Here is a 21274-nt window from a genome sequence, read left to right as displayed (position 1 = left end):
CTTCCTTTTTTCTCAGACATCGACCATGCCCATCCCCTCCTCCTCCCCGCGCGTGACCTCCGCCAAACCCCGCATCGCCGTTTTGCTCGGCGATCCCAGCGGCGTCGGCCCCGAGATGGCCGTGAAGCTGCTCGCGCGCCAGCGCAACCTCGACGCCGCGCGCGTGCTGCTGATCGCCGACCCCGTCGTGCTGGCCGCGGGCGAGCGCGTGGCGGGCGCGAAGCTGGCGCCGCTGCAGGTGAACACCCTCGACAGCCTGCGCTTCGAGGACGGCCGCCCGAGCCTCCTCGTGCGCGACTGGATGGCGGGTGAGCAACCGGTGCTCGGCGAGTCGAACGAGCGCTCGGGCCGGGCTTCGTTCGAAGCGCTGGAGCTGGCCACGCAGGCCGTGCGCAACGGCCAGGCCGACGCGATCCTCTTCGCGCCGCTCAACAAGCATTCGCTGCGCCTGGGCGGCCTCGTGCACGAGGACGAACTGCGCTACATGCAGGAGCGCTTCGCGGTCACGGGCTTCGTCTGCGAGTTCAACCTCACCGGATCGCTGTGGACCTCGCGCGTGACCTCGCACATTCCGCTGAAGGACGTGGCGCGGCACATCACGGTGGAGGGCGTGCGCGACGCCGTGAAGATCATCGCGTCGGCGCTGCGCCGCGCCGGCGTGGCCCAGCCGCGCATCGCCGTGACCGGGCTCAACCCGCACGCGGGCGACGGCGGCTCGATCGGCATGGAAGAGATCGAGATCATCGCGCCCGCCATCGAACAGCTGCGCGCCGAAGGCCACGACGCGCGCGGCCCGTTCTCGCCCGACACCGTGTTCATCGGCGCGCGGCGCGGCGATGTCGATGCGGTGGTGTCGATGTACCACGACCAGGGCCAGATCGCGATGAAGCTCATGGGCTTCGAACAGGGCGTGACCTTGCACGGCGGCCTGCCCGTGCCCGTGGCCACCTCGGCCAGCGGCAGCGCCTTCGACATTGCCGGCCAGGGCGTGGCGCAGATCGAAGGGCTGCAGCAGGCCTTCGACCTGTGCGTGCGCATGGCAAGCGGCGCGCCTGCTGCACCTGCGTCCGTCGAGGTGGCAGTGGCCTGAGCCACCGGGCGCCCCAAAAGAAAGAGGGCCGCGTGTGCGGCCCTTCGAAGGAAAAAAGCTCAGGCGCTCGGCGGTTCGCCGTAAGCGTTGCTCTCAGGCTGCGTCGGCTGAACGAAGAAATAGATCAGCACGAGATTGATCAGCGGGATGATCGACAGCAGCAAGAACCAGCCGCTCTTGCCGATGTCGTGCAGGCGACGCGCACCCACGGCGAGTGCGGGCAGAAGCAAGCCCAGCGCTGCGATGAAATACACGTATTGATGGATCAGGCCGGTGATGATGAGCACCCCGAACTGGGCCAGAAAAAACCACCAGAACTCCGAACGCGACGCACGACCGCTGAAGTCGGTGTACTTGGCGATGCACGTCTTGACCGCTGTTTGAAAGTCCATTGACTCGCTCCTCTTGATGAATCCCAGGGAAATTTCCCCGGGGCCATCATATCGGCGCACTGTGCAACGACAAACTCGGCCAAACCGGCCACCGCGCTGCAAACCAATGGCCTAAAGGCCTAGTGGATAGAGCCTTTGGCCAAGGCTCGCAAGCCTTGCGGTGACGTGTGCCGTCAGGTGCTCAGCCGTTGCAGCAGGCCGGCCGTGGAGGCATCGAGCCCCGAGACATCGCCCGAGGCCAGGCGCGGCTCGATGTCACGCGCCAGCACCTTGCCGAGCTCCACGCCCCACTGGTCGAAGCTGTTGATGCCCCACAGCGCGCCGCTGGTGAACACGCGGTGCTCATACATCGCGAGGAAGGCGCCCAGCGCCTCGGGCGTGAGCTTCTCGAACACGAAGAAGGTGCTCGGCCGGTTGCCCGGGAAGTTCTTGTGGCCGCCTTCGTCGAGCTTGCCGACCATCAGCGCCTGCGCCTGTGCGAGCGCGTTGGCCAGCAGCTTGGGGTGGTGGCCGTCGAGGTCGTGCGAGGCGTCGCGCACCGCCATGAACTCGAGCGGGATCACGTCGGTGCCCTGGTGCAGCATCTGGAAGTAGGCGTGCTGGCCGTTGGTGCCGGGCTCGCCCCAGAGCACAGGCGAGGTGCCGAAGGCCAGCGGCGCGCCGCTCGCATCGACCTGCTTGCCGTTGCTTTCCATCTCGAGCTGCTGCAGGTAGGCCGGCACGCGCTTCAGGGCGCTGTGGTACGGCGCGATGCTGCGGCTCGTGAAGCGATGGAAGTTGCGGTACCAGACGTCGAGCAGGCCCAGGCGCACGGGCAGGTTCTGCTCGAGCGGCGCGGTGCGGAAGTGCTCGTCCATCGCATGCGCGCCCGCCAGCAGCCGGCGAAAGCCGTCGGCACCGATGGCCAGCGCGATCGGCAGGCCGATGGCCGACCACAGCGAATAGCGGCCGCCCACCCAGTCCCAGAAGCCGAAGGTGGTGTCGATGCCGAACTGCTTCGCGGCCTCGACGTTGGTGGTGAGCGCGGCGAAATGGCCGGCGATGTCGGTGCCGCCCGACTGCTCGTACCAGCGCTTGGCCGAGCGCGCGTTGGTCATCGTCTCGGCCGTGGTGAAGGTCTTGGAGGCGACCAGGAACAGCGTGTGCTCGGGCGCCAGGCCCTTGAGCACGCCCGCCAGCTCGTGGCCGTCGACGTTCGAGACGAAGTGAAAGCGCTTGCCCGGCGCCACGAACTCTGCGAGCGCCAGCACGGCCATCTGCGGGCCGAGGTCGGAGCCGCCGATGCCGATGTTGACCACGTCGGTGATCGTGTGGTCGCTGCGCACCTGCTCGGCGTAGGCCAGCATGGCGTCGAGCGTGGCATGCACTTCGCGCAGCTCGTGGGCCGTCTGGCGGCCGGTGGCTGCGTTGGCCGGTGCGCGCAGCAGCGTGTGCAGCACGGCGCGGTCTTCGGTGTTGTTGATGTGCGCGCCCGCGAACATGGCGTCGCGGTGGGCTTCGAGGCCGCATTCGCGCGCCAGCGTGAACAGCAGCGCCTCGGTACGCGCGTCGATCAGGTTCTTCGACAGGTCGGCGAAGACGTGCGGCGCCTCCTGGCTGAAGCGCGCGAAGCGCCCGGCGTCGTCCACGAAGGCATGGCGAAGGTCGAACTGGCGACCGGCCGTGTCGAAGCTGGACTGCAGTTGCGCCCAGGCCGGCGCGCGGTCACAGCGCAGGGTCATGGTCATGTTTACTTGCCGCTTTCCTGCATGAGCTTTTCGAGCTTCACCGCATCGGCCGCGAAGGCGCGGATGCCTTCGGCGAGCTTCTCGGTGGCCATGGCGTCTTCGTTGAGCGCGAAGCGGAAGCCGGCTTCGTCGTAACTCACCTTCTCTGCGTTGCCGCTCGCGATGGCAGCCTTGGCGTCGAGCGCATGCGTGAGCGGCTCGTTGCTCGCGGCCAGCTCGGCCAGCAGCTCGGGGCTGATGGTCAGCAGGTCGCAACCGGCGAGCGCCTGGATCTGCCCCACGTTGCGGAAGCTCGCGCCCATGACCTCGGTCTTGATGCCCTGCTGCTTGTAGTAGTTGAAGATTTCGCGCACCGACTTCACGCCGGGGTCGTTGGCGCCCGCGCTGGCGGCTTCGTCCCACTTCGCACCGGCCGACTTCTTGTACCAGTCGTAGATGCGGCCCACGAAGGGCGAGATGAGCTGCACGCCGGCCGCGCCGCAGGCCACGGCCTGCGCGAAGGAGAACAGCAGCGTGAGGTTGGTGCGGATGCCCTTCTGCTCGAGCAGGCGCGCAGCCTCGATGCCTTCCCAGGTGGAGGCGACCTTGATCAGCAGGCGCTTCTCGGTGTCGATGCCTTCGGCCTTGTACAGCGCCACGATGCGCTCGCCGCGGGCCACGGTGGCGGCGGTGTCGAAGGACAGGCGGGCGTCGACTTCGGTGGACACGCGGCCCGGGATGATGGAGAGGATTTCGGTGCCGAAGCGCACCAGCAGGCGGTCGATGACCTCGTCGAGCGGCTTGCCGACATGGGCCTTCACGGTCGCGTCGAGCAGCGGCCGGTACTCGGCCTTCTGCACGGCCTTGAGGATCAGCGACGGGTTGGTGGTCGCGTCCTGCGGCTTGGAAATGCTGAGCTGCTTGAAGTCACCGGTGTCGGCAACCACGGTGGTCCACTGGCGGAGTGCATCGAGTTGGTTCATGAAATCAATTATCCGGGGAGGGGTGTGACAAGTCCTGCACGCAGTTGCGCGGCGGTCGATGTTTTCATGCGAACCGTAGCACGGGTTTTCGCGAAGCTCCATCGGCCTGCAGCGCGAAGGGTTGTCGGCCGCCCTGCCCTACAGGGGCTGTGGTCCCTGGCTGACGGCAGCCGGCCGCGGCCGGGGGCACCCTGAACCTGAAGCGGCATCCACGCCGAACGACTTTCTCCAGGAGCTCCGATGACCCCTCGCCCCTCAAGCCCCGTAATCGCCACCGGCCGCCCCTTCGACGACCGCCGCACCAGCCACGCGATCGGCGCCATGGCCACCGCCTTCGTCGTGGGCGGCGTGGCCACCTGGTACGCGCTGGGCGCCGCACGCACGGCCCGTGCCCGGCCCGCCGGCCCGGCCGACGGCGCCCCGCTGATGCGCGCGCCGCTGCAGGTGGTGGCGCCGGTCGACCTGCACCGCTACGCCGGCCTCTGGCACGAACAGGCGCGGCTGCCCAACCGGTTCCAGAAACAGTGCGCCGGCCCGGTGAGCGCCGAGTACACGCCGCAGCCCGACGGCACCGTGCAGGTGCGCAACCGCTGCGTGCGCGACGACGGCAACTTCGACGAGGCCATCGGCAGCGCGCGCGTGGCGCCCGTGGTCGGCCAGCCCGGCGCGGGCCAGCTGCAGGTGCGCTTCGCCCCGGCCTGGATGGGCTGGCTGCCGCTGGTGTGGGGCGACTACTGGATCTTGAAGCTCGACCGCGACTACCAGGTGGCGCTGGTCGGCACGCCCGACCGTGAGTACCTTTGGGTGCTCTCGCGCGCGCCGCGCCTGGAGGACGACGCGCTGCAGGCCGAGCTGGACTACGCCCGCAGCCTGGGGTTCGACACCGACAAGGTGGTGCTCACCGGCAGGTAACGCTGCAGTTGCGCCGGCAGCTTGTCGGGCGCGGTGCAGTGGATGGCGTGCCAGCCGAAGGCGCGGGCCATCTCGACGTTGGCGGCCGAGTCGTCGATGAACACGGTCTGCTCGGGGTCGAGGCCGTGGCGCATGGCCAGCAGCTCGTAGATCTCGCGCTCGGGCTTGAGAAACTTCACGTCGCCCGAGAACACGCCGCCGTCGAAGCGCCGCATGAAGGCGTGCCGGCGCTCGAGGGCGCGGGCGAACGGCACAGGCATGTTCGACAGGTAGTACAGCCGCAGCGGCTCGCCGGCGTCGCGGTGCACGAGCAGCTCTTCGAGCATCGCAACCGTGACGTCGATGGGCTCCAGCCGCTCGCCGAGCCCGTCGAGCATGGCGTGCAGCGACGCGGCCGGCAGCGCCAGCCGCGCCGACATGCGGGCGATGGCATCGTTCAGCGTGCGGGTGCCGCAGTCGAAGCCGGTCCAGTCGTCGTGATGGAAAAGGGCCCGGCCCAGGGCCGCGGCGGCGGCTTCAGTGGGGGCGTGAGAGGGGAGATGGGCCTGGACCAGCCGTGCCGGCTCCCAGGCGAACAGCACGGCGCCAAGATCGAAAACCACGTTCATGGCGCCATTGTTTCATGCGCCGGGCACCACGCTCACGCCATGGGTTCCGAGCGACAGGGTGGTCTGCGTGCCCGCCGCCAGCGGGCGCGACAGGTCGGTCGAGACCACGAAGACCGGCCCCAGCGGGGTGTCGAAGCCGTATTCGTAGAAGCTGCCCAGGTACGCCGACTTGCGCAGCGTGGCGGGGAGGCCGTCGAGCGCGCCGATGTCCCAGGCCTCGGGCCGCACCGCCACCTTCACCGTGCCGGGCGCCACCGCGTAGCGCGGCTGCAGCCGCAGCGGGCCGAGCGTGACGCTGCCGTCGGCCTGCGCCACGGCCGGGAACACCATCGCCTCGCCCATGAAGCCGGCGACGAATTCGCTCTCGGGGCGGCCGTACAGCTGCTCGGGCGTGCCGCGCTGGGCGATCACGCCGTGGTCCATGACGATGATCTGGTCGCTCACGGCCAGCGCCTCGCTCTGGTCGTGCGTCACGTAGGCCACGGTGAGCTTCAGGCGCTGCTGCAGCGAGCGGATTTCCTCGCGCATCTCGCGCCGCAGGCGGGCGTCGAGGTTGGACAGCGGCTCGTCGAACAGCAGCACCGCCGGCTCGAGCACCAGCGCGCGCGCCAGGGCCACGCGCTGCTGCTGGCCGCCCGACAGCTCGCTGGGCAGGCGCTCGTCGAAGCCGACCAGGCCCACGCCCCTGAGCGCCTCGCGCGCCCGCACCGTGGCCTCGTCCTTCTTCACGCCGCTCATGCGCAGGCCGTAGCCCACGTTCTCGATCACGTTCATGTGCGGGAACAACGCGTAGCTCTGGAACATCATGCTCACGTTGCGCTCGCCCGGCCCGAGCGTGGTGACGTCGCGCCCGCCCATGAAGATCGAGCCCGAGGTCGGCGATTCGAGCCCCGCGATCATGCGCAGCGTGGTCGTCTTGCCGCAGCCCGAGGGGCCGAGGATGGTGGTGAGCGTGCCCACGGGCACCTCGAAGCTGATGCCCTTGACGGCCATCGGCCCGTTCTTGTCTGTGCCGTAGCGCTTGGTGACGTTGCGGAATTCGATGCCGTTCATGCCGAGAGGCTTTCCATTTTGTGATGTCCCTGATGCGGGGGTGTCGCCCCGCGCCGTCCCAGCTTGCGCTCCCCCACCACGAACTGCACCAGCGCGATCGCCAGCGACATCAGCACCATGAGCACCGTGCAGTACGCGAGCGCAATGCCGTAGTCGCCATTGCCGACGCGGCCGATGATGTAGGTGGTGGCCAGCTCGTTCTCGGCGGTGACCAGGAAGATCACCGCGCTCACCGTCGTCATGGCGCGCACGAAGCTGTAGACCAGCGCGGCCACCAGCGCCGGCTTGAGCAGCGGCAGCACCACCTTGAACAGGGTCTGCGACGTGGACGCGCGCAGCATCAGCGAGGCTTCGTCGAGCGAGCGGTCCAGCTGCTTGAACGCCGCCGTGCCGGCCCGCACACCCACCGGCAGATTGCGGAACATGAAGCACAGCACGATGATGAGCCCGGTGCCCGTGAGCTCGAACGGCGGCACGTTGAAGGCCAGGATGTAGCTCACGCCGAGCACCGTGCCCGGGATCGCAAAGGCCAGCAGCGCGCCGAACTCGAAGGCGCCCTGCCCCTTGAACTCGTTGCGCGCCAGCAGCCAAGCGATCAGCAGGCCCAGCGCCGCAGTGATCGGCGCCGAGATGCCGGCCAGCTTCAGCGTGGTGATCAGCGAGTTCCACGCCGTGCCGGCCCACACCAGCCCGAACTGGCCCCACTCCAGCGCGAAGGCGCTCTTGAAGTGGTTGAGCGTGAAGCTGTAGTCGCGGCCCCAGGTCTGCACGAAGCCGCCCGCGAAGGCGAACAGGTAGACCACGGCGGTGAAGGCGATCCACGGCAGCGCGATGCACTGGATGGTGCGGCGCACGCCGTCGGGCAGCGCCATCGCGATACCGGCGTCGCCCTTGCCGCTCACCGTCGTGTAGTTCTGCTTGCCGAGCAGCCCGCGCTGCAGCGCGAACACGCCGAGCGCGAACAGCGTGAGCACCCAGGCCAGCGACGCGGCGCGGCCCTGGTCGTACTGCGCGCCGACGATGGCAAAGAAGATGTCGGTCGACAGCACCGAGAACTGCCCGCCCACCACCACCGGGTTGCCGAAGTCGGCAATACTCTCGATGAAGCCGACCAGGAAGGCGTTGGCCAGACCGGGCTTGAGCAGCGGCAGCGTGACGGTGAAGAAGGCGCGGCGCCGGTCAGCGCGCAGCATCTGCGCGGCTTCTTCCAGGCTGGGCGCGATGCCCTGCACCACGCCGCGCATGATCATGAAGGCGATGGGCGTGAAGGCGAACAGCTGCGCCACCAGCACGCCCGGCATGCCGTAGAACCAGCGCGTGGGCTCGATGCCGAAGACGTTCTCCAGCACCTGGTTGACGATGCCCGCGCGGCCGAACAGCAGGATCAGGCCCAGGCCGACCACGAACGGCGGCGTGATGATCGGCAGCAGCGCCAGCACCCGCAGCACGCCCTGTCCGCGCCGGTTGCCGCGCTCGGCCATCAGCGCCATCAGGGTGCCCAGGAAGGTGGTCCCGGCCGCGGTGAGCAACGCCAGCACCAGCGTGTTCCACGCCACGCCGCAGCGCACCCCGCCCGCCAGGCAACCCAGGCCCCAGATGCGCTCGGTGAACACGCGCGCCGCAAAGGCCGTGATCGACCATTGCCCGTCTTCGTTGAAGAAGGCACCCGACAGCGCCCGGCTCACCGGGTAGGCGATGAACAGCGCCATCAGCACGCCGCAGCCGACCACCGAGGCAGACACGAACAGGTCGCCCTTGAACAGGCCGAGCCGCGCCATGCCGAAGGCCGCCAGCAGCACCAGCGCCGTGAGCGCCACGAAGCCGCCTGCGCCGATGCCGAACTGGTTGACCGCCAGTTCGCCGAACTGGGTGTTGAGCGCCGCGACGCTCCAGCCCCGCGCCCCGATGGTGAAGCCCGCGACCGCCAGCCCGACGGCGCCGATCGCGCCGCCCGCCAGCAGCCAGCGCCCCTGCGCCTTGCCGGCCGGCAAGGCCGCGCCGGCGGCGCACAGCAGCAAACCGGCCAGCCCGATGAAGAGCCAGGAGCGGCCCTGCGTGGCCGCCTGCATCAGGCCGTTGGCGCCCTCTGCACTGCCGAAGACCTGCGGAACGGCTTCGTACCAGGTCGCGTCCTGGATCGCATACCAGGGCAGCACAAGGTAGGCCGCCAGGCCCAATGCGACCCAGGCCCAGATCCAGCGCCGCGCGCGCCGGGCGGCGGCCAGGGACGCCGGGTTGACCGGCGCGCCTTCGTTGGAACGCGCCTGCACTTAGCGCGGGAGCGAGTTGACGTCTTTTTCCCAGCGCGCGATCAGGCGACGGCGCTCGGCGCTGGCGCCGTACTTGGCGTAGTCGTAGTTGATGAACTTGATCTTCTTGAAGTCGGGAATGCGCGGGTCGAGCTTGGCGCTCGCGTTGCTCGGCAGCTGGAACTGCTTGTTGGCGGCGCCCAATTCCTGCGCGGCGGGCGTGAGCGCCCATTCGTAGAACTTCTTGGCGGCATCGAGGTTGCGCGCGCCCTTGATGATGCTCATGGAGCCGATCTCGGCGCCCGTGCCGTCGCTGGGCGTGATGGTTTCGACCGGGAAGCCCTGCATCTTCTCGCCCGGGCCGTCGTGCACGAAGCTGATGGAGATCGCGGTCTCGCCGCGCGCCACCGCCTTGATCGGGCCGGTGCCCGAGCGGGTGTACTGGCCCACGTTCCTATGCAGCGCCTTGAGGTAGTCGAAGGCCTTGTCCTCGCCCATGAGCTGCACCAGCGTGGCGATCATGGTGTAGGCCGTGCCGCTCGATGCGGGGTTGGCCACCTGGATGTCGCCCTTGTACTCGGGCTTGAGCAGGTCGGCCCAGGTCTTGGGCACGGGCAGCTTCTTCTTGGCCAGCAGCTCGGGGTTGTAGCCGAAGCCCAGCGGGCCCGAGTAGATGCCCACGGTCTTGTAGCCCGACTGCTTGGCCTGCTGCTGGGCCCAGGGATGCAGCTGCGTGAGCGTGGGCGACTTGTATTCGAGCGTGAGCCCCTGCTCGGCCGCCTGCAGGTGCGGGTCGCCCGTGCCACCGAACCAGACGTCGGTCTTGGGGTTGTCCTTCTCGGCGATGAGCTGGGCCAGCGCCTCGCCCGAGCCCTTGAGCGCCATGTTGATGCGCACGCCCGTGGTGCGGGCGTAGACGGTGGAGATCACGTTGCACCACTCGGCCTGGACCGAGCAGATGACGTTGACGGTTTGCGCCGACGCTGCGGCCGACAGACCCAGCAGCGCGGCTGCCGTGAAAAGCTTCTTCATTGGTATTCCCCTGCCTCGGCAATAAAAAAAGGCCTTGCGGCCTTGGGTCAGCGTAGCTTTAGTACAGGTGTGCCGAATCGGTAGAAGTACCATCGCGACTGGCACACGGCCTGCTCTGCATCCAGACAAAAGGAAAGTTTTCTCATGAGCTTCGATCTCGTTCTGTTCGGCGGTACTGGCGACCTTGCGTGGCGCAAACTGATGCCTGCGCTGTTCCAGGCCTTCAGGCACGGCAGCCTGCCGCAGGACGGGCGCATCGTCGGCGTGGCACGCGACGACCTGTCCGACGACCAGTACCGCGAGCTGATCCAGTCGCGCTTCAGCGCCGTCGAAGGCGCCAAGCGCCCCTCCCCCGAGGAGTTCAAGAAGTTCGCCTCCATGCTGCACTACCTGCGCATGGACCTGTCCAAGCCCGCCGACTACGCCAGCCTGGCCGACCTGCTCAAGCAACGCGACGCCAAGACGGTCGTGATGTACGTGGCCACGGCGCCTGCGCTCTTCACGCAGGTGGTCGAGCAGATCGCCGCCGCCGGGCTCAACGGCCCGCGCACCCGCGTCGTGCTCGAAAAACCGCTGGGCCACGACCTGGCCTCCAACCGCGCCATCAACGCCGCGGTGGGCAAGGTGCTCGAAGAGAAGCAGGTCTTTCGCATCGACCACTACCTGGGCAAACCCTCGGTGCAGAACCTGTTCGCGATGCGCTTCGGCAATGCGCTGTTCGAACCCATCTGGCGCCGCGAGCACATCGCCAACATCCAGATCACCATGGCCGAGGACCTGGGCGTGGAAAAGCGCGGCGCCTTCTACGACCAGACCGGCGCGCTGCGCGACATGGTGCAGAACCACGCGCTGCAGCTGCTGTGCGCCGTGGCCATGGAGCCGCCCATCAACGCGCACGCCGACGCCATCCGCGACGAAAAGCTCAAGGTGCTGCGCGCCCTCAAGCCCTGGACGCCCGAGACGCTCGGCCTGCATGCGGTGCGCGGCCAGTACACGGCCGGCACGGCCTACGGCGAGCGGGTGCAGGGCTACCGCGACGAGCCGGGCGTGAACCCCGACAGCCGCACCGAGACCTTCGTGGCGCTGCGCACCGAGATCGCCAACTGGCGCTGGGCCGGCGTGCCCTTCTACATCCGCACCGGCAAGCGCCTGGCCTCGCGCGATGCGCGCATCGAGGTCAACTTCCGCCCCACGCCGCACGCCATCTACCGCGCGCCGGCGGGCAACGTGAACAAGCTGGTGATCAACCTGCAGCCGAAGGACGGCCTGGAACTGCACATGCTCGCGCAAGCGCAGGACAACCGCCAGCGCGGCGGCAACGGCCACGCCAGCGCCGCCCAACTGGCGCCGGTGCAGCTCGACCTCGACTTCGACAAGCGCTTCGGCGCCGAACGCGTGGGCGCCTACGAGCGCCTGCTGCTCGACGTGATCGACGGGCGCCTGAACCTGTTCGTGCGCAGCGACGAGCAGGAAGAAGCCTGGCGCTGGGTCGAGCCGCTCATCGACTCGTGGGAGTCCGACGGCGGTCCGCGTCCCTATGCGGCCGGCACCTGGGGCCCCAGCGCGTCGAGCGCCATGATCGCGCGCGACGGCTTCGCCTGGGGCGAAGAGCAGTAGGACGCCAAGACTGCGCTGTCTTCAACCGAACTGAAGGCAGCGCATGCCGAGCGTGCCCGACTGGAAGCCTTCGTAGACCGTCTTCGCGCGCTCGCCCGGCGCCGCAGCGCCCAGGGCATACAGGAAGGGGAAGTAGTGGTCCGGCGTGGCCACGGCGGTCGACGCCCCCTCCAGTTTCTCGTAGCCGATCAGCGCACGGTCGTCCCGGCCGGCCAGCGCGGCCTTCACCGCATCGTCGAACGACTGCGCCCAAGGGCGGCTCGCCTTGAGCCCGTCGGGCGTGCCACGGTCGGTGGCGCGCAGGTTGTGCACCACGTTTCCGCTGCCCATCACGAGCACACCCTGGTCGCGCAAGGCCGCCAGGTCACGCCCCACCGCATGATGGAACGCCGCCGGCTTGTCGTAGTCGATGCTGAGCTGGAAGACCGGCACGTCGGCCTTCGGGTACAGGTGCTTCAGCACGCTCCAGGTGCCGTGGTCCAGCCCCCACTGCTCGGTGGCGATCACCGGTGCCTGCTTGACGGCACCGATCGCTTCGCGCGCCAGTGCGGGGTGACCGGCCGCGGGGTACTCGATGTCGAACAGCGCCTGCGGAAAGCCGCCGAAATCGTGGATCGTCTTGGGCCGCGTCTGCACCGTGACCCCGGTCGCGCCCTGGCTGAGCCAGTGCGCCGACACGCTGAGGATCGCCGTGGGACGCGGCAACTCGCGGCCCCAGGCGGCGAGGCGGCGCGTGAAGGCGTTGTCCGCCAGCGCATTCATCGGCGAGCCGTGGCCGATGAAGATGACGGGCATGCGGCGCGCCGGTGCTGCGCCAGCCGCGTGCGCGATCTCGGTCATCGACGCCAGCGCGGCGGTGGCGCCCAGCGCCGAGCCCATGAGAAAGCCGCGGCGGCCGAGCAGGCGGGCCGCCCAGGAGGAAGGGATCGTCGGACGTGTCATGGTTTCGTTCGGGGCAAGCGCCGGACTCTGCCTCATCTCTCGCGGCGCCGCGGTGCCTTTACGCACACTTCGGCCGCGCTCCTTCCGCTTCGGTGACGTACGGTCAGATCCGCCCTTCCTCCACTGCATGGCAAGCCACCTGCACGCCCTTCAAGCTCAGCAGCGACGGCCGCTCCGACGAGCAGCGCGCATTGGCATGCGGGCAGCGCGGATGAAAGGCGCAACCCGTCGGCGGGTTCAGCGGGTTCGGCACTTCGCCTTGCACCGGCGTGCGCGCACGGCCGGTGTGCTTCATCTGCGGAATCGCGTCGAGCAGCATGCGCGTGTACGGATGCTGCGGCTCGGCGAAGAGCTTCTGCTTGTCCGCCACCTCGACCAGGCGGCCCAGGTACATCACGCCGACCTGGTCGGCCACGTGACGCACCACGGCGAGGTTGTGCGAGATGAACAGGTAGGTCAGGCCCTGCTCGCGCTGCAGGTCCTTCATGATGTTGAGCACCTGCGCCTGCACGCTCACGTCGAGCGCCGAGGTGGGCTCGTCGCACACGAGGAACTCGGGCTGCGTGGCGAGCGCGCGCGCGATGGAGATGCGCTGGCGCTGGCCGCCCGAGAACTGGTGCGGGTACTTGCTCATGTCCAGCGGCGAGAGGCCGACCGACTGCAGCAGCTCGCCCACACGCTGGCGCAGCGCGTCCTTGTCGCTCAGGATGCCGTGCTCGCGCAGCGGCTCGCCGATGATGTCCTCGACGATCCAGCGCGGGTTGAGGCTCGCGTAGGGGTCCTGGAAGATCATCTGGATGCGGCGGCGCAGCTGACGGCCTTCGGGCGTCTTGAACGCGGCATGCGCGTCCTGCCCGTCGAACTGCAGGCCGCCGCGCGTGGGCGCATACAGGCCGACCAGCAGTCGCGCGACCGTGCTCTTGCCGCAGCCCGATTCACCGACCAGCGCGAGCGTCTTGCCGCGCTCGATGGAAAAGCTCACGCCGTCCACGGCGTGCAGCAGCACGCGCGGCTTGCGTTCGAGCACGCGGTTGAGCCAGGGCGGCGAGACGTCGAAGGTGCGCGCGAGGTCGTGTGCGACCACGAGCGGCTCGCCGGCTTTTGTCGCTGCAGCGTCCTTGCGGGGTTCGATCACGGCGCTCATCGGGTCACCTCTGCGAGGGGTTCGGCCGCCTCGGGCGTGGCGCGCTCGCCGGCCGCCAGGGCGTCGTGGTGCTGGGCGGCGATCTCAGCTCGGCCCGCATGCGGGTCGGCGGCGTCGTGCAGCCAGCAGGCGGCGCGCGTGGCGCCTGCGTGCATCAGCTCGGGCCGTTCGGTCAGACAGCGTGCGAAGGTGCGCGGGCAGCGCGGGTTGTAGGCACAGCCGGTCGGAATGGCATTAAGCCGCGGCATGGCACCGTCGATCTGGTTGAGCCGTTCGCGGTCGCTGGTCATGTCGGGGATCGACGCCATCAGGCCCGAGGTGTAGGGGTGCGCGGGCTGGTGGATCACTTCGTGCACCGGGCCGATCTCGGCGATGCGGCCCGCATACATCACGGCCACGCGGTCGCAGGTCTCGGCGATCACGCCCATGTCGTGCGTGATGAGCATCACCGCCGCGCCGCGTTCCTTGCAGACCTGCTTGAGCAGCTGGATGATCTGCGCCTGGATCGACACGTCGAGCGCGGTGGTCGGCTCGTCGGCCACGATGAGCTTGGGCTCGGCGGCGAGTGCGAGCGCAATCACCACGCGCTGGCGCATGCCACCCGAGAACTGGTGCGGGAAGTGGTCGATGCGCTGTTCGGCGGCGGGAATGCCGGTGTCCTGCAGCAGGCCGATGGCGCGCTTGCGCGCTTCCGACTCAGTCACGGGCAGGTGGGTGCGGATGGTCTCGATGAGCTGGCGGCCCACGGTGTACAGCGGGTTCAGCGAGGTCAGCGGATCTTGAAAGATCGCGCCGATCTTGCGGCCGCGGATGGGGCGCATCGCATCGAAACCGAGGTTGTCGATGCGCTGGCCCTCGAGCAGGATCTCGCCGCCGGCCACGCGGCCCGGCGGTTCAAGCAGGCCGATGATGGCCGCGCCGGTGAGCGACTTGCCTGCACCCGACTCACCCACCACGCCGAGGATTTCTCCGGGCGCGATGTCGAAGGAAATGCGGTCGAGCGCACGCAGCGTGCCGCGGCGGTTCGGAAATTCGACGACGAGGTCTTTGACCTGGAGCAGCGTCATGGGGGCGTTCTCCTTTTCTGTTCAGCGCAAGCGCGGATTGAGCGCGTCGCGCAGCCAGTCGCCGAGCAGGTTCACGCTGAGTGCGATGAGCACCAGCATCAGGCCCGGGAACACCGTGATCCACCATTCGCCCGAGAACAGGTACTGGTTGCCGATGCTGATGAGCGTACCCAGCGAGGGCGAGGTCGGCGGCACGCCGACGCCCAGGAACGAGAGCGTGGCCTCGGTGATGATTGCGGTCGCGACCTGGATGGTGGCCAGCACCATCACCGGCCCCATCACGTTGGGCAGCACGTGGCGCAGCATGATGCGCAGCGGCGCCACGCCGGTGACGCGCGCGGCCTGCACGTACTCCTTGTTGCGCTCCACCAGCGTGGAGCCGCGCACGGTGCGCGCGTACTGCACCCAGCCCGTGAGCGAGATCGAGATGATCAGCACGCCGAAGGCCAGCGACTCGTGCGCGCCCGGAAAGAGCGCACGGCCGACGCCGGCGATGAGCAGCGCCACGAGGATCGGCGGGAACGACAGCATCACGTCGCACACGCGCATGAGGAAGGAGTCGAGCCAGCCGCCGAAGAAGCCGGCCAGCAGGCCGAGCACCACGCCGACGGCCACCGACAGCACCACCGACACCACGCCGACGATCAGCGAGATGCGGGCGCCGTAGATCACGGCCGAAAGAATGTCGCGACCCTGGTCGTCGGTGCCGAGCAGGTACTTGGTAGAGCCTTCGGCGCTCCAGGCCGGCGGCAGGCGGGCATCGCCGAGTTCGAGCGTGGCGAGGTCGAAGGGGTTGTGCGGCGACACCCATCCGGCGAACACCGAACAGAAGACGCACACCAGCGCAATGACGGCGGCGGCGATCGCCACCGGCGAGGTGCGAAAGCTGTAGCCGACATCGCTGTCGAGCCAGCGGGCCAAGTTTTTTTTCATCGTGAAAGCAAAAAATGAATGGGCCCGCAAGAAGCGGGCCCATGGTCGGGCCGCTCAGGCAGCGGCCCACGGTCGACTTACTTGATGCTCATCCACTTGAAGTACATGAAGTTGTCGGCCAGTTGCACCAGCTCGACCTTCTTGCTCACACCCCAGGCCAGCGACTGCTGATGCAGCGGCAGGTGGCCGATGTCGTCGGTGTGGACCTTGAAGGCTTCCTTGATCATCTCGTTGCGCTTGGCCTTGTCCGACTCGGACTGGATCTTCTTGGTCAGCTCGTCCAGCTTCGGGTTGCAGTAGGCGCCCAGGTTGAACTGGCCCGTGCCCTTGTCGTCGGGACACGAAGTGAGCGAGCTCAGTGCGTTGTGCGAGTCGTAGGTGGTCGGGGTCCAGCCCAGCATGTAGAAGCTGGTGTCGCGGCGCAGGATCTTCGGGAAGTAGGTGCCCTTGGTCTCGGCCACGAGGTTGATCTTGACGCCGATCTTGGCCAGGTTGGCGGCCACGCTCTGGCAGATCTGGCCGTCGTTGACGTAGCGGTCGTTCGGGCAGTTCATCGACACTTCGAAGCCGTTGGGGTAGCCGGCTTCGTTCAGCAGCTTCTTGGCGGCATCGACGTCGTAGGGCAAGCGCTTGTCCTGGTCGGCGGTCCAGCCGTTGATGCCCGGGCCGACGAGCAGCGCGGTGGGCTTGGAGGCGCCGCGCATCACGGTGCGCTGGATGCCGGCGATGTCGATGGCCTGGTAGAAGGCCTGGCGCACGCGCTTGTCCTTGAAGGGGTTCTTGCCCTTCACGTTCGAGTACTGCAGCTCGTCGCGCTTCTGGTCCATGCCCAGGAAGATGGTGCGCATCTCGGGGCCGGTGATGACGCGGGCGTTGGGCGCGGCGTTGATGCGCGCGATGTCCTGCACGGGCACGGGCTCCATCACGTCGACTTCGCCGGAGACCAGCGCGGCCACGCGCGTGGCGGGGTTGGCGATGGGCGTGAACACGATCTCCTGCGCGTTGCCGTCGATCTTGCCCCAGTAGGTGCCGTTGCGCGTGAACACGGTGCGCACGTTGGGCTGGCGTTCGCGCACGCGGAACGGGCCGGTGCCGTTGGCCTTGAACGAGGCGGTGTTCTCGATGCCCTTGCGGCGGTCGACCGGCTTGGTGGCCTGGTTTTCCTCGCACCACTTCTTGCTCATGATCATGGTGAGCGAGATCACGTCGGGCAGGATCGGGAACGGGCCGTTGGTTTCGATTTCGACGGCGAGGTCGCCGACCTTGCGCACGGCCTTGATCTCGCTGAGCGTGGCCTTCATGTCGGAGCCGTCGCCCTGCGCACGCGCGAAGCTGAACACCACGTCGTCGGCGCTGAACGGCGTGCCGTCATGGAACACCACGCCCTTGCGCAGCTCGAAGCGCCACACGTTCGGCGAGGTCTGCTTCCAGCTCGTGGCCAGCAGCGGCGCCAGGCTCAGGTCCTTGTTGCGGCCCACGAGAGTTTCATAGACGTTGGCGGTGACGCTCAGTTGCAGCGACTCGTTGAGCGAGTGCGGGTCGAGCGACAGGGCATCGCCCTGGTTCGCGATGCGGATGGTCTGCGCGCTGGCGACCATGCTGACGGCGCCCAGGGCGCACAGGACAGCGACCGCAGCCGCTTGCTTCTTGAAACTCATGGGAACACTCCTCGGGTTGAAATCGAACACATCACGGCGCCGCGGTAGCGGCGGCTTTCCCTGGCTGCTGGCTGCGGGTAGCAGCCAGCGGCATGCCCTGCTCGATCAGGCCCGCATGCAATGCGGCGCCCAACGGCAGGATCTCGTCGTTGAAGTCGTAGCGGCTGTTGTGCAGGAAGGCGCCGCTGCGGACGTCCTGGCCGATGCGCAGATAGGCACCGGCCTTCTTCTGCAGCATGAAGGAAAAATCTTCGGCGCCCATGCTGGGCTCCAGGTTGCGGTCGACGTTCTTCGCGCCGACCAACGCCTGCGCCACGTCGGCCGCGAACATCGCTTCGGGCGCGGTGTTGATCGTGGCCGGGTAGATGCGTTCGTACTTGATCGTCGCGGTCGCGCCAAAGCCGGCGGCAATGGCCGTGCACAGCTCGCTCAGTCGCTGCTCGACCTGTGCCTGCACGCGCGCGCTGAAGGTGCGCACGGTGCCGACCAGCGTGGCCTCGCCCGGGATCACGCTCATCGCGCCGAGGTCGCCGGCCTGCACGGCGCAGATGCTGACGACGGCCGCGTCGATGGGGCGCACGCTGCGCGACACGATGGTCTGCGCCGCGGTGATGATGTGGGCGGCCACCACAACGGGGTCGATGGTCTGGTAGGCATGCGCGCCGTGGCCGCCCTTGCCCTTGATCTCGATCGTCACGCGGTCGGCCGCGGCCATCATGGCGCCGCGGTTGATGCCGACGGTGCCGGCCGGCATCGCGGGCCAGTTGTGCATGGCGTAGACGGCGTTTACCGGGAAGCGGTCGAACAGGCCGTCTTCGATCATCACGCGCGCACCGGCAAAGCCTTCTTCGCCGGGCTGGAAGATCAACACGGCAGTGCCGTCGAAGTCGCGCGTCTCGGCCAGGTAGCGCGCGGCACCGACCAGCATGGCGGTGTGGCCGTCGTGGCCGCAGCCGTGCATCAGACCGTCGTTGGCAGAGCGCCAGCCGAAGTCGTTGTCCTCGCGCATGGGCAGCGCGTCCATGTCGGCGCGCAGGCCGATCATGCGGCCGCTGGCGGTCGACTTGCCGCGGATGACGCCGACCACACCGGTCTTGCCGATGCCCTCGTGGATCTCGTCCACGCCGCAGGCGCGCAGCGCTTCGCGCACGCGGCCCGCCGTATAGACCTCTTCGAAGCCGAGCTCGGGGTGGGCGTGCAGGTCGCGGCGAAAGGCCGTGATCTCGGGGTAGAAGCTGGCGATGTGCGCGAAGGCCCGGCCGGAGGCCTGCAGGCGCGGCGCTGCGGCGGCGGTTGCGGCACTCACCTCAATGGCCTCCCGCCTTGCCCACGCGCAGCCGCGGATCAACCACGAAGTACAGCAGGTCGACCACGAGGTTGATCACCACGAAGATCAGCGCAATGAGGCACAGGTAGGCGGCCATCACGGGGATGTCCGCGAAGGTCACGGCCTGGATGAAGAGCAGCCCCATGCCGGGCCACTGAAACACCGACTCCGTGATGATCGCGAAGGCGATCAGGCCGCCGAGCTGCAGGCCGGTGATGGTCATGACCGGCACCAGCGTGTTCTTGAGCGCATGGCCGAAGTGAATCGCGCGGTTCGACAGGCCCCGTGCGCGTGCGAACTTGATGTAGTCGGTGCGCAGCACCTCGAGCATCTCGGCGCGCACCAGCCGCATGATCAGCGTGAGCTGGAAGATCGCCAGCGTCACCGCCGGCAGGATGATGTGGTGCCAGCCGTCGGCCTTGAACAGGCCGCTGGTCCACCAGCCGAACCGCACGGTGTCGCCACGCCCGAAGCTCGGGAACCAGCCCAGCGTCACCGCGAAGACGAGGATCAGCAGGATGCCGATCAGGAAGGTGGGCAGCGACACGCCGAGCAGCGAGACGGTCATGAACACCTGGCTCATGAAGGTGCCGCGGCGCAGGGCGGTGTACACGCCCATCGGGATGCCGACGAACAGCGCCAGGGCCGCGGCCACCAGGGCCAGTTCGAGCGTGGCCGGGAAGCGCTCGCCGATCAGGCGCGACACCTTGGCGCCCTGGCGCAGGCTCAGGCCGAACTCACCTTGTGCGGCGTTGACGAGGAAATGCCAGAACTGCACGAAGAAGGGTCGGTCGAGCCCCAATGCGGCGCGCATTTCACGGATCTGGTCGGGCTTGGCATCCTGTCCCAGCAGGAACACGACCGGGTCGCCGACATATTGAAAGAGGAGGAAGGCAATGAACGCAACCGCGATCATCACGATCACGGCCTGGATCAGGCGGCGCAGTACAAAGGCAGTCATTCAGCAACAAGAGTGATCGCGGCATGCTAGCAGTGCAAACAGCGTGCCCGCACGGGGGTTCCCCGGGGGTGGAGGCGCAATTTTTACGAGTGAGAACAGGCGCGCCCCAATGAAAAAAGCCACCCGGCTTGCGCCGGGTGGCTTTTGAGTCTTTCGATTCGAAGCTGGCTTACGCCAGCATCAAATTAGAAAGCGTGACGGATACCGAAGTCGTAGCCGGTCGAGGTCTTCGGGGTGAAGCCACCCGTGGTCACGAAGGGCGCGCCGCCAACGGTCAGCGATGCACCGTTCTTGTTGCTCACGCGAGCAACCGTAGCGTACAGAGCCGTGCGCTTCGACAGGTTGTGCACGTAGCCGATGGCCAGCTTGTTGGCCTTCGGGTCAGCCAGACGCGGCTGGAACAGCACGTCAGGCTGGTTCAGGTCGTACTTGACAGCCGAGTACGAAGCGCGGATCAGGCCAGCACCGACCGGCACGGTCACGCCGAGCAGGTAACCGGTCAGGTCCGTGTCAGCACGGCCACCACCCAGCGGCGTGACTTCGTAGTCACGCTTGTTCTTGGCGCGCGACAGTTCACCGAACAGCTTCACGGGACCGAAGTCGTACGAAGCGCCCAGGTTCAGCGTGTTGACCTTGTCGGTCGTGCCAGGGTAGTAGTTGTCACCCACGGTGCTGCTGCCATAAGCCAGAGCCACGTCCAGGGGGCCGTTGGCGTAGCCGAAGCGGCCGCCGACGTAACGACCTTGACGCTGGCTGTTAGCCACATCAGGCGTTGCCAGGCCAGGGCTGTACTTGTTCTTCTCAGCGAAGCCGTACATCACTTGACCGTAGAAACCACCCAGGTTCGGCGGCAGGAAGTAGCCGATGGTGTTGCTGGCGCGCACGTAGTTGTTCGCGCCAACGTTGCTGAACGAACCAACCGAAGCCGTGGGCGAGCCGAAGCCGCCGAACGAGCCATTGGCCGTCGAGATCAGGTTGGTGCCAACGCCGTTGGTGCCGAACGGATCGAACACGGTGTCGTTCCAGAACGTCGGGGTGTAATCACGGCCCAGACGGATTTCACCGAAACCGCCCGACAGGCTCACGGTCGAACGACGTGCGAACGTTGCAACACCTTCAGAGCCGTCATCGTTCTTGATCGGGGCTTCGAGCCAGAAGCTGGCTGCCAGGCCACCACCGAGGTCTTCCGTACCACGGAAGCCCAGACGGCTGGAGTTGTAGCCCGAGTTAGCCAGTTGGCGGCTGCTGACCTTGACGCTGCCCTTGTTCAGGTAGAACGGGTTGTAGATCGGGAAGCCAGCAGCGTTGTACGTCACGCCGTTGTTCTGATCACGCGAGGTGGACGAGTAGCCGCTGATCGACGCGTCGACCACACCAAACAGAGTGACGGACGACTGAGCCGAGGCAACACCGGCGACAGCCAGGGCAGCCAGAGCAACTAGAGATTTTTTCATTGCAAGTTTCTCCAAGGTTAAACATAGGGCTCCGGTGCGAAGGGCTCACCGTGACTGGCACTTAGTGCTCCCACCGGACCCCGGGCCAACCTCCTTTTGGGAAGTTGATGCTATTGCACCAGAGCCACTGCGGCAGGGCAAAACAA

Annotated in this window: 18 protein-coding genes; 3 read left to right on the top strand and 15 right to left on the bottom strand. The window is 67.7% G+C overall.

Annotation, left to right across the window (positions count from 1 at the left end):
• Positions 1-25: 25 nt before the first annotated feature.
• Complete coding sequence (locus AC07OH_RS18740) at positions 26-1090, top strand: 4-hydroxythreonine-4-phosphate dehydrogenase PdxA (protein WP_495301708.1); 1065 nt, start codon at positions 26-28, stop codon at positions 1088-1090.
• Positions 1091-1149: 59 nt separating this feature from the next.
• On the opposite strand, the gene AC07OH_RS18735 is transcribed toward AC07OH_RS18740, so the two are convergent.
• The 3 genes from AC07OH_RS18735 to tal all read right to left on the bottom strand — a co-directional run bounded on the left by AC07OH_RS18735 (position 1150) and on the right by tal (position 4171).
• Positions 1150-1482, bottom strand: a complete 333-nt coding sequence (locus AC07OH_RS18735; protein WP_495301707.1) for a DUF805 domain-containing protein — start codon at positions 1480-1482, stop codon at positions 1150-1152.
• Between the two features lie 173 nt (positions 1483-1655).
• Positions 1656-3209 carry a glucose-6-phosphate isomerase gene (gene pgi, locus AC07OH_RS18730; protein WP_495301706.1) on the bottom strand — a complete coding sequence of 518 codons (1554 nt, stop codon included), beginning with the start codon at positions 3207-3209 and terminating at the stop codon, positions 1656-1658.
• A 2-nt stretch (positions 3210-3211) separates the two neighbouring features.
• The gene (gene tal / locus AC07OH_RS18725; protein ID WP_495301705.1) at positions 3212-4171 is read right to left on the bottom strand and encodes a transaldolase; all 960 of its coding nucleotides are present in this window, start codon (positions 4169-4171) and stop codon (positions 3212-3214) included.
• A gap of 240 nt (positions 4172-4411) precedes the next feature.
• Here tal and AC07OH_RS18720 point away from each other — a divergent pair, with 240 nt between their 5' ends.
• Positions 4412-5083: a lipocalin family protein gene (locus AC07OH_RS18720; protein ID WP_495301704.1), complete on the top strand. Its 672-nt coding sequence runs from the start codon at positions 4412-4414 to the stop codon at positions 5081-5083.
• Here AC07OH_RS18720 and AC07OH_RS18715 read toward each other — a convergent pair.
• Genes AC07OH_RS18715 through AC07OH_RS18700 form a run of 4 tightly spaced genes read right to left on the bottom strand, consistent with a single transcriptional unit; the run spans position 5029 to position 10025 of the window.
• Complete coding sequence (locus AC07OH_RS18715; RefSeq protein WP_495301703.1) at positions 5029-5691, bottom strand: HAD family hydrolase; 663 nt, start codon at positions 5689-5691, stop codon at positions 5029-5031. The two genes, AC07OH_RS18720 and AC07OH_RS18715, sit on opposite strands and share 55 nt — an antisense overlap.
• Before the next feature lie 12 nt (positions 5692-5703).
• Positions 5704-6744, bottom strand: a complete 1041-nt coding sequence (locus AC07OH_RS18710) for an ABC transporter ATP-binding protein (RefSeq protein WP_062472653.1) — start codon at positions 6742-6744, stop codon at positions 5704-5706.
• Positions 6741-9014 (bottom strand): ABC transporter permease, encoded by a 2274-nt coding sequence (locus AC07OH_RS18705; RefSeq protein WP_495301702.1) that lies wholly within the window; start codon positions 9012-9014, stop codon positions 6741-6743. The genes AC07OH_RS18710 and AC07OH_RS18705 overlap by 4 nt, the downstream gene beginning before the upstream one ends.
• On the bottom strand, positions 9015-10025 hold the full coding sequence (locus AC07OH_RS18700) for an ABC transporter substrate-binding protein (protein ID WP_070059993.1): 1011 nt from the start codon (positions 10023-10025) through the stop codon (positions 9015-9017).
• 144 nt (positions 10026-10169) lie between these two features.
• Between AC07OH_RS18700 and zwf the strand changes: the two genes are divergently transcribed.
• Positions 10170-11642 carry a glucose-6-phosphate dehydrogenase gene (zwf, locus tag AC07OH_RS18695; protein WP_070059994.1) on the top strand — a complete coding sequence of 491 codons (1473 nt, stop codon included), beginning with the start codon at positions 10170-10172 and terminating at the stop codon, positions 11640-11642.
• A gap of 21 nt (positions 11643-11663) precedes the next feature.
• Here zwf and ygiD read toward each other — a convergent pair whose 3' ends face one another.
• From ygiD to AC07OH_RS18655, 8 genes are all read right to left on the bottom strand, one after another.
• Positions 11664-12584, bottom strand: coding sequence for a 4,5-DOPA-extradiol-dioxygenase (gene ygiD, locus AC07OH_RS18690; RefSeq protein ID WP_495301701.1), 921 nt, complete (start codon positions 12582-12584; stop codon positions 11664-11666).
• Between the two features lie 103 nt (positions 12585-12687).
• Complete coding sequence (locus AC07OH_RS18685; protein ID WP_495301700.1) at positions 12688-13728, bottom strand: ABC transporter ATP-binding protein; 1041 nt, start codon at positions 13726-13728, stop codon at positions 12688-12690.
• Complete coding sequence (locus tag AC07OH_RS18680; protein WP_495301699.1) at positions 13725-14795, bottom strand: ABC transporter ATP-binding protein; 1071 nt, start codon at positions 14793-14795, stop codon at positions 13725-13727. Before AC07OH_RS18680 ends, AC07OH_RS18685 begins: the two co-directional genes overlap by 4 nt.
• 21 nt (positions 14796-14816) lie before the next feature.
• On the bottom strand, positions 14817-15728 hold the full coding sequence (locus AC07OH_RS18675; RefSeq protein ID WP_495301698.1) for an ABC transporter permease: 912 nt from the start codon (positions 15726-15728) through the stop codon (positions 14817-14819).
• Between the two features lie 77 nt (positions 15729-15805).
• Positions 15806-17386 (bottom strand): ABC transporter substrate-binding protein, encoded by a 1581-nt coding sequence (locus AC07OH_RS18670; protein ID WP_495301697.1) that lies wholly within the window; start codon positions 17384-17386, stop codon positions 15806-15808.
• Between the two features lie 31 nt (positions 17387-17417).
• The gene (locus tag AC07OH_RS18665; protein WP_495301696.1) at positions 17418-18692 is read right to left on the bottom strand and encodes a M20 aminoacylase family protein; all 1275 of its coding nucleotides are present in this window, start codon (positions 18690-18692) and stop codon (positions 17418-17420) included.
• A 1-nt stretch (position 18693) separates the two neighbouring features.
• The gene (locus tag AC07OH_RS18660; protein WP_495301695.1) at positions 18694-19674 is read right to left on the bottom strand and encodes an ABC transporter permease; all 981 of its coding nucleotides are present in this window, start codon (positions 19672-19674) and stop codon (positions 18694-18696) included.
• A gap of 185 nt (positions 19675-19859) precedes the next feature.
• Entirely contained in the window at positions 19860-21128 is a 1269-nt protein-coding gene (locus AC07OH_RS18655) for a porin (RefSeq protein WP_495301694.1), read from the bottom strand.
• Between the last annotated feature and the right edge of the window lie 146 nt (positions 21129-21274).

It is taken from the genome of Variovorax sp. GW821-FHT10C12, assembly GCF_059415405.1.
This window is presented reverse-complemented; position numbering and strand designations above follow the sequence as displayed.

Excerpts from the sequence above, each read along its gene's own strand:
- AC07OH_RS18740 (WP_495301708.1), top strand. The coding sequence starts at position 26 with ATGCCCATCCCCTCCTCCTCCCCGCGCGTGACCTCCGCCAAACCCCGC.
- AC07OH_RS18735 (WP_495301707.1), bottom strand. The coding sequence starts at position 1,482 with ATGGACTTTCAAACAGCGGTCAAGACGTGCATCGCCAAGTACACCGAC.
- pgi (WP_495301706.1), bottom strand. The coding sequence starts at position 3,209 with ATGACCATGACCCTGCGCTGTGACCGCGCGCCGGCCTGGGCGCAACTG.
- tal (WP_495301705.1), bottom strand. The coding sequence starts at position 4,171 with ATGAACCAACTCGATGCACTCCGCCAGTGGACCACCGTGGTTGCCGAC.
- AC07OH_RS18720 (WP_495301704.1), top strand. The coding sequence starts at position 4,412 with ATGACCCCTCGCCCCTCAAGCCCCGTAATCGCCACCGGCCGCCCCTTC.
- AC07OH_RS18715 (WP_495301703.1), bottom strand. The coding sequence starts at position 5,691 with ATGAACGTGGTTTTCGATCTTGGCGCCGTGCTGTTCGCCTGGGAGCCG.
- AC07OH_RS18710 (WP_062472653.1), bottom strand. The coding sequence starts at position 6,744 with ATGAACGGCATCGAATTCCGCAACGTCACCAAGCGCTACGGCACAGAC.
- AC07OH_RS18700 (WP_070059993.1), bottom strand. The coding sequence starts at position 10,025 with ATGAAGAAGCTTTTCACGGCAGCCGCGCTGCTGGGTCTGTCGGCCGCA.
- zwf (WP_070059994.1), top strand. The coding sequence starts at position 10,170 with ATGAGCTTCGATCTCGTTCTGTTCGGCGGTACTGGCGACCTTGCGTGG.
- ygiD (WP_495301701.1), bottom strand. The coding sequence starts at position 12,584 with ATGACACGTCCGACGATCCCTTCCTCCTGGGCGGCCCGCCTGCTCGGC.
- AC07OH_RS18685 (WP_495301700.1), bottom strand. The coding sequence starts at position 13,728 with ATGAGCGCCGTGATCGAACCCCGCAAGGACGCTGCAGCGACAAAAGCC.
- AC07OH_RS18680 (WP_495301699.1), bottom strand. The coding sequence starts at position 14,795 with ATGACGCTGCTCCAGGTCAAAGACCTCGTCGTCGAATTTCCGAACCGC.
- AC07OH_RS18675 (WP_495301698.1), bottom strand. The coding sequence starts at position 15,728 with ATGAAAAAAAACTTGGCCCGCTGGCTCGACAGCGATGTCGGCTACAGC.
- AC07OH_RS18670 (WP_495301697.1), bottom strand. The coding sequence starts at position 17,386 with ATGAGTTTCAAGAAGCAAGCGGCTGCGGTCGCTGTCCTGTGCGCCCTG.
- AC07OH_RS18660 (WP_495301695.1), bottom strand. The coding sequence starts at position 19,674 with ATGACTGCCTTTGTACTGCGCCGCCTGATCCAGGCCGTGATCGTGATG.
- AC07OH_RS18655 (WP_495301694.1), bottom strand. The coding sequence starts at position 21,128 with ATGAAAAAATCTCTAGTTGCTCTGGCTGCCCTGGCTGTCGCCGGTGTT.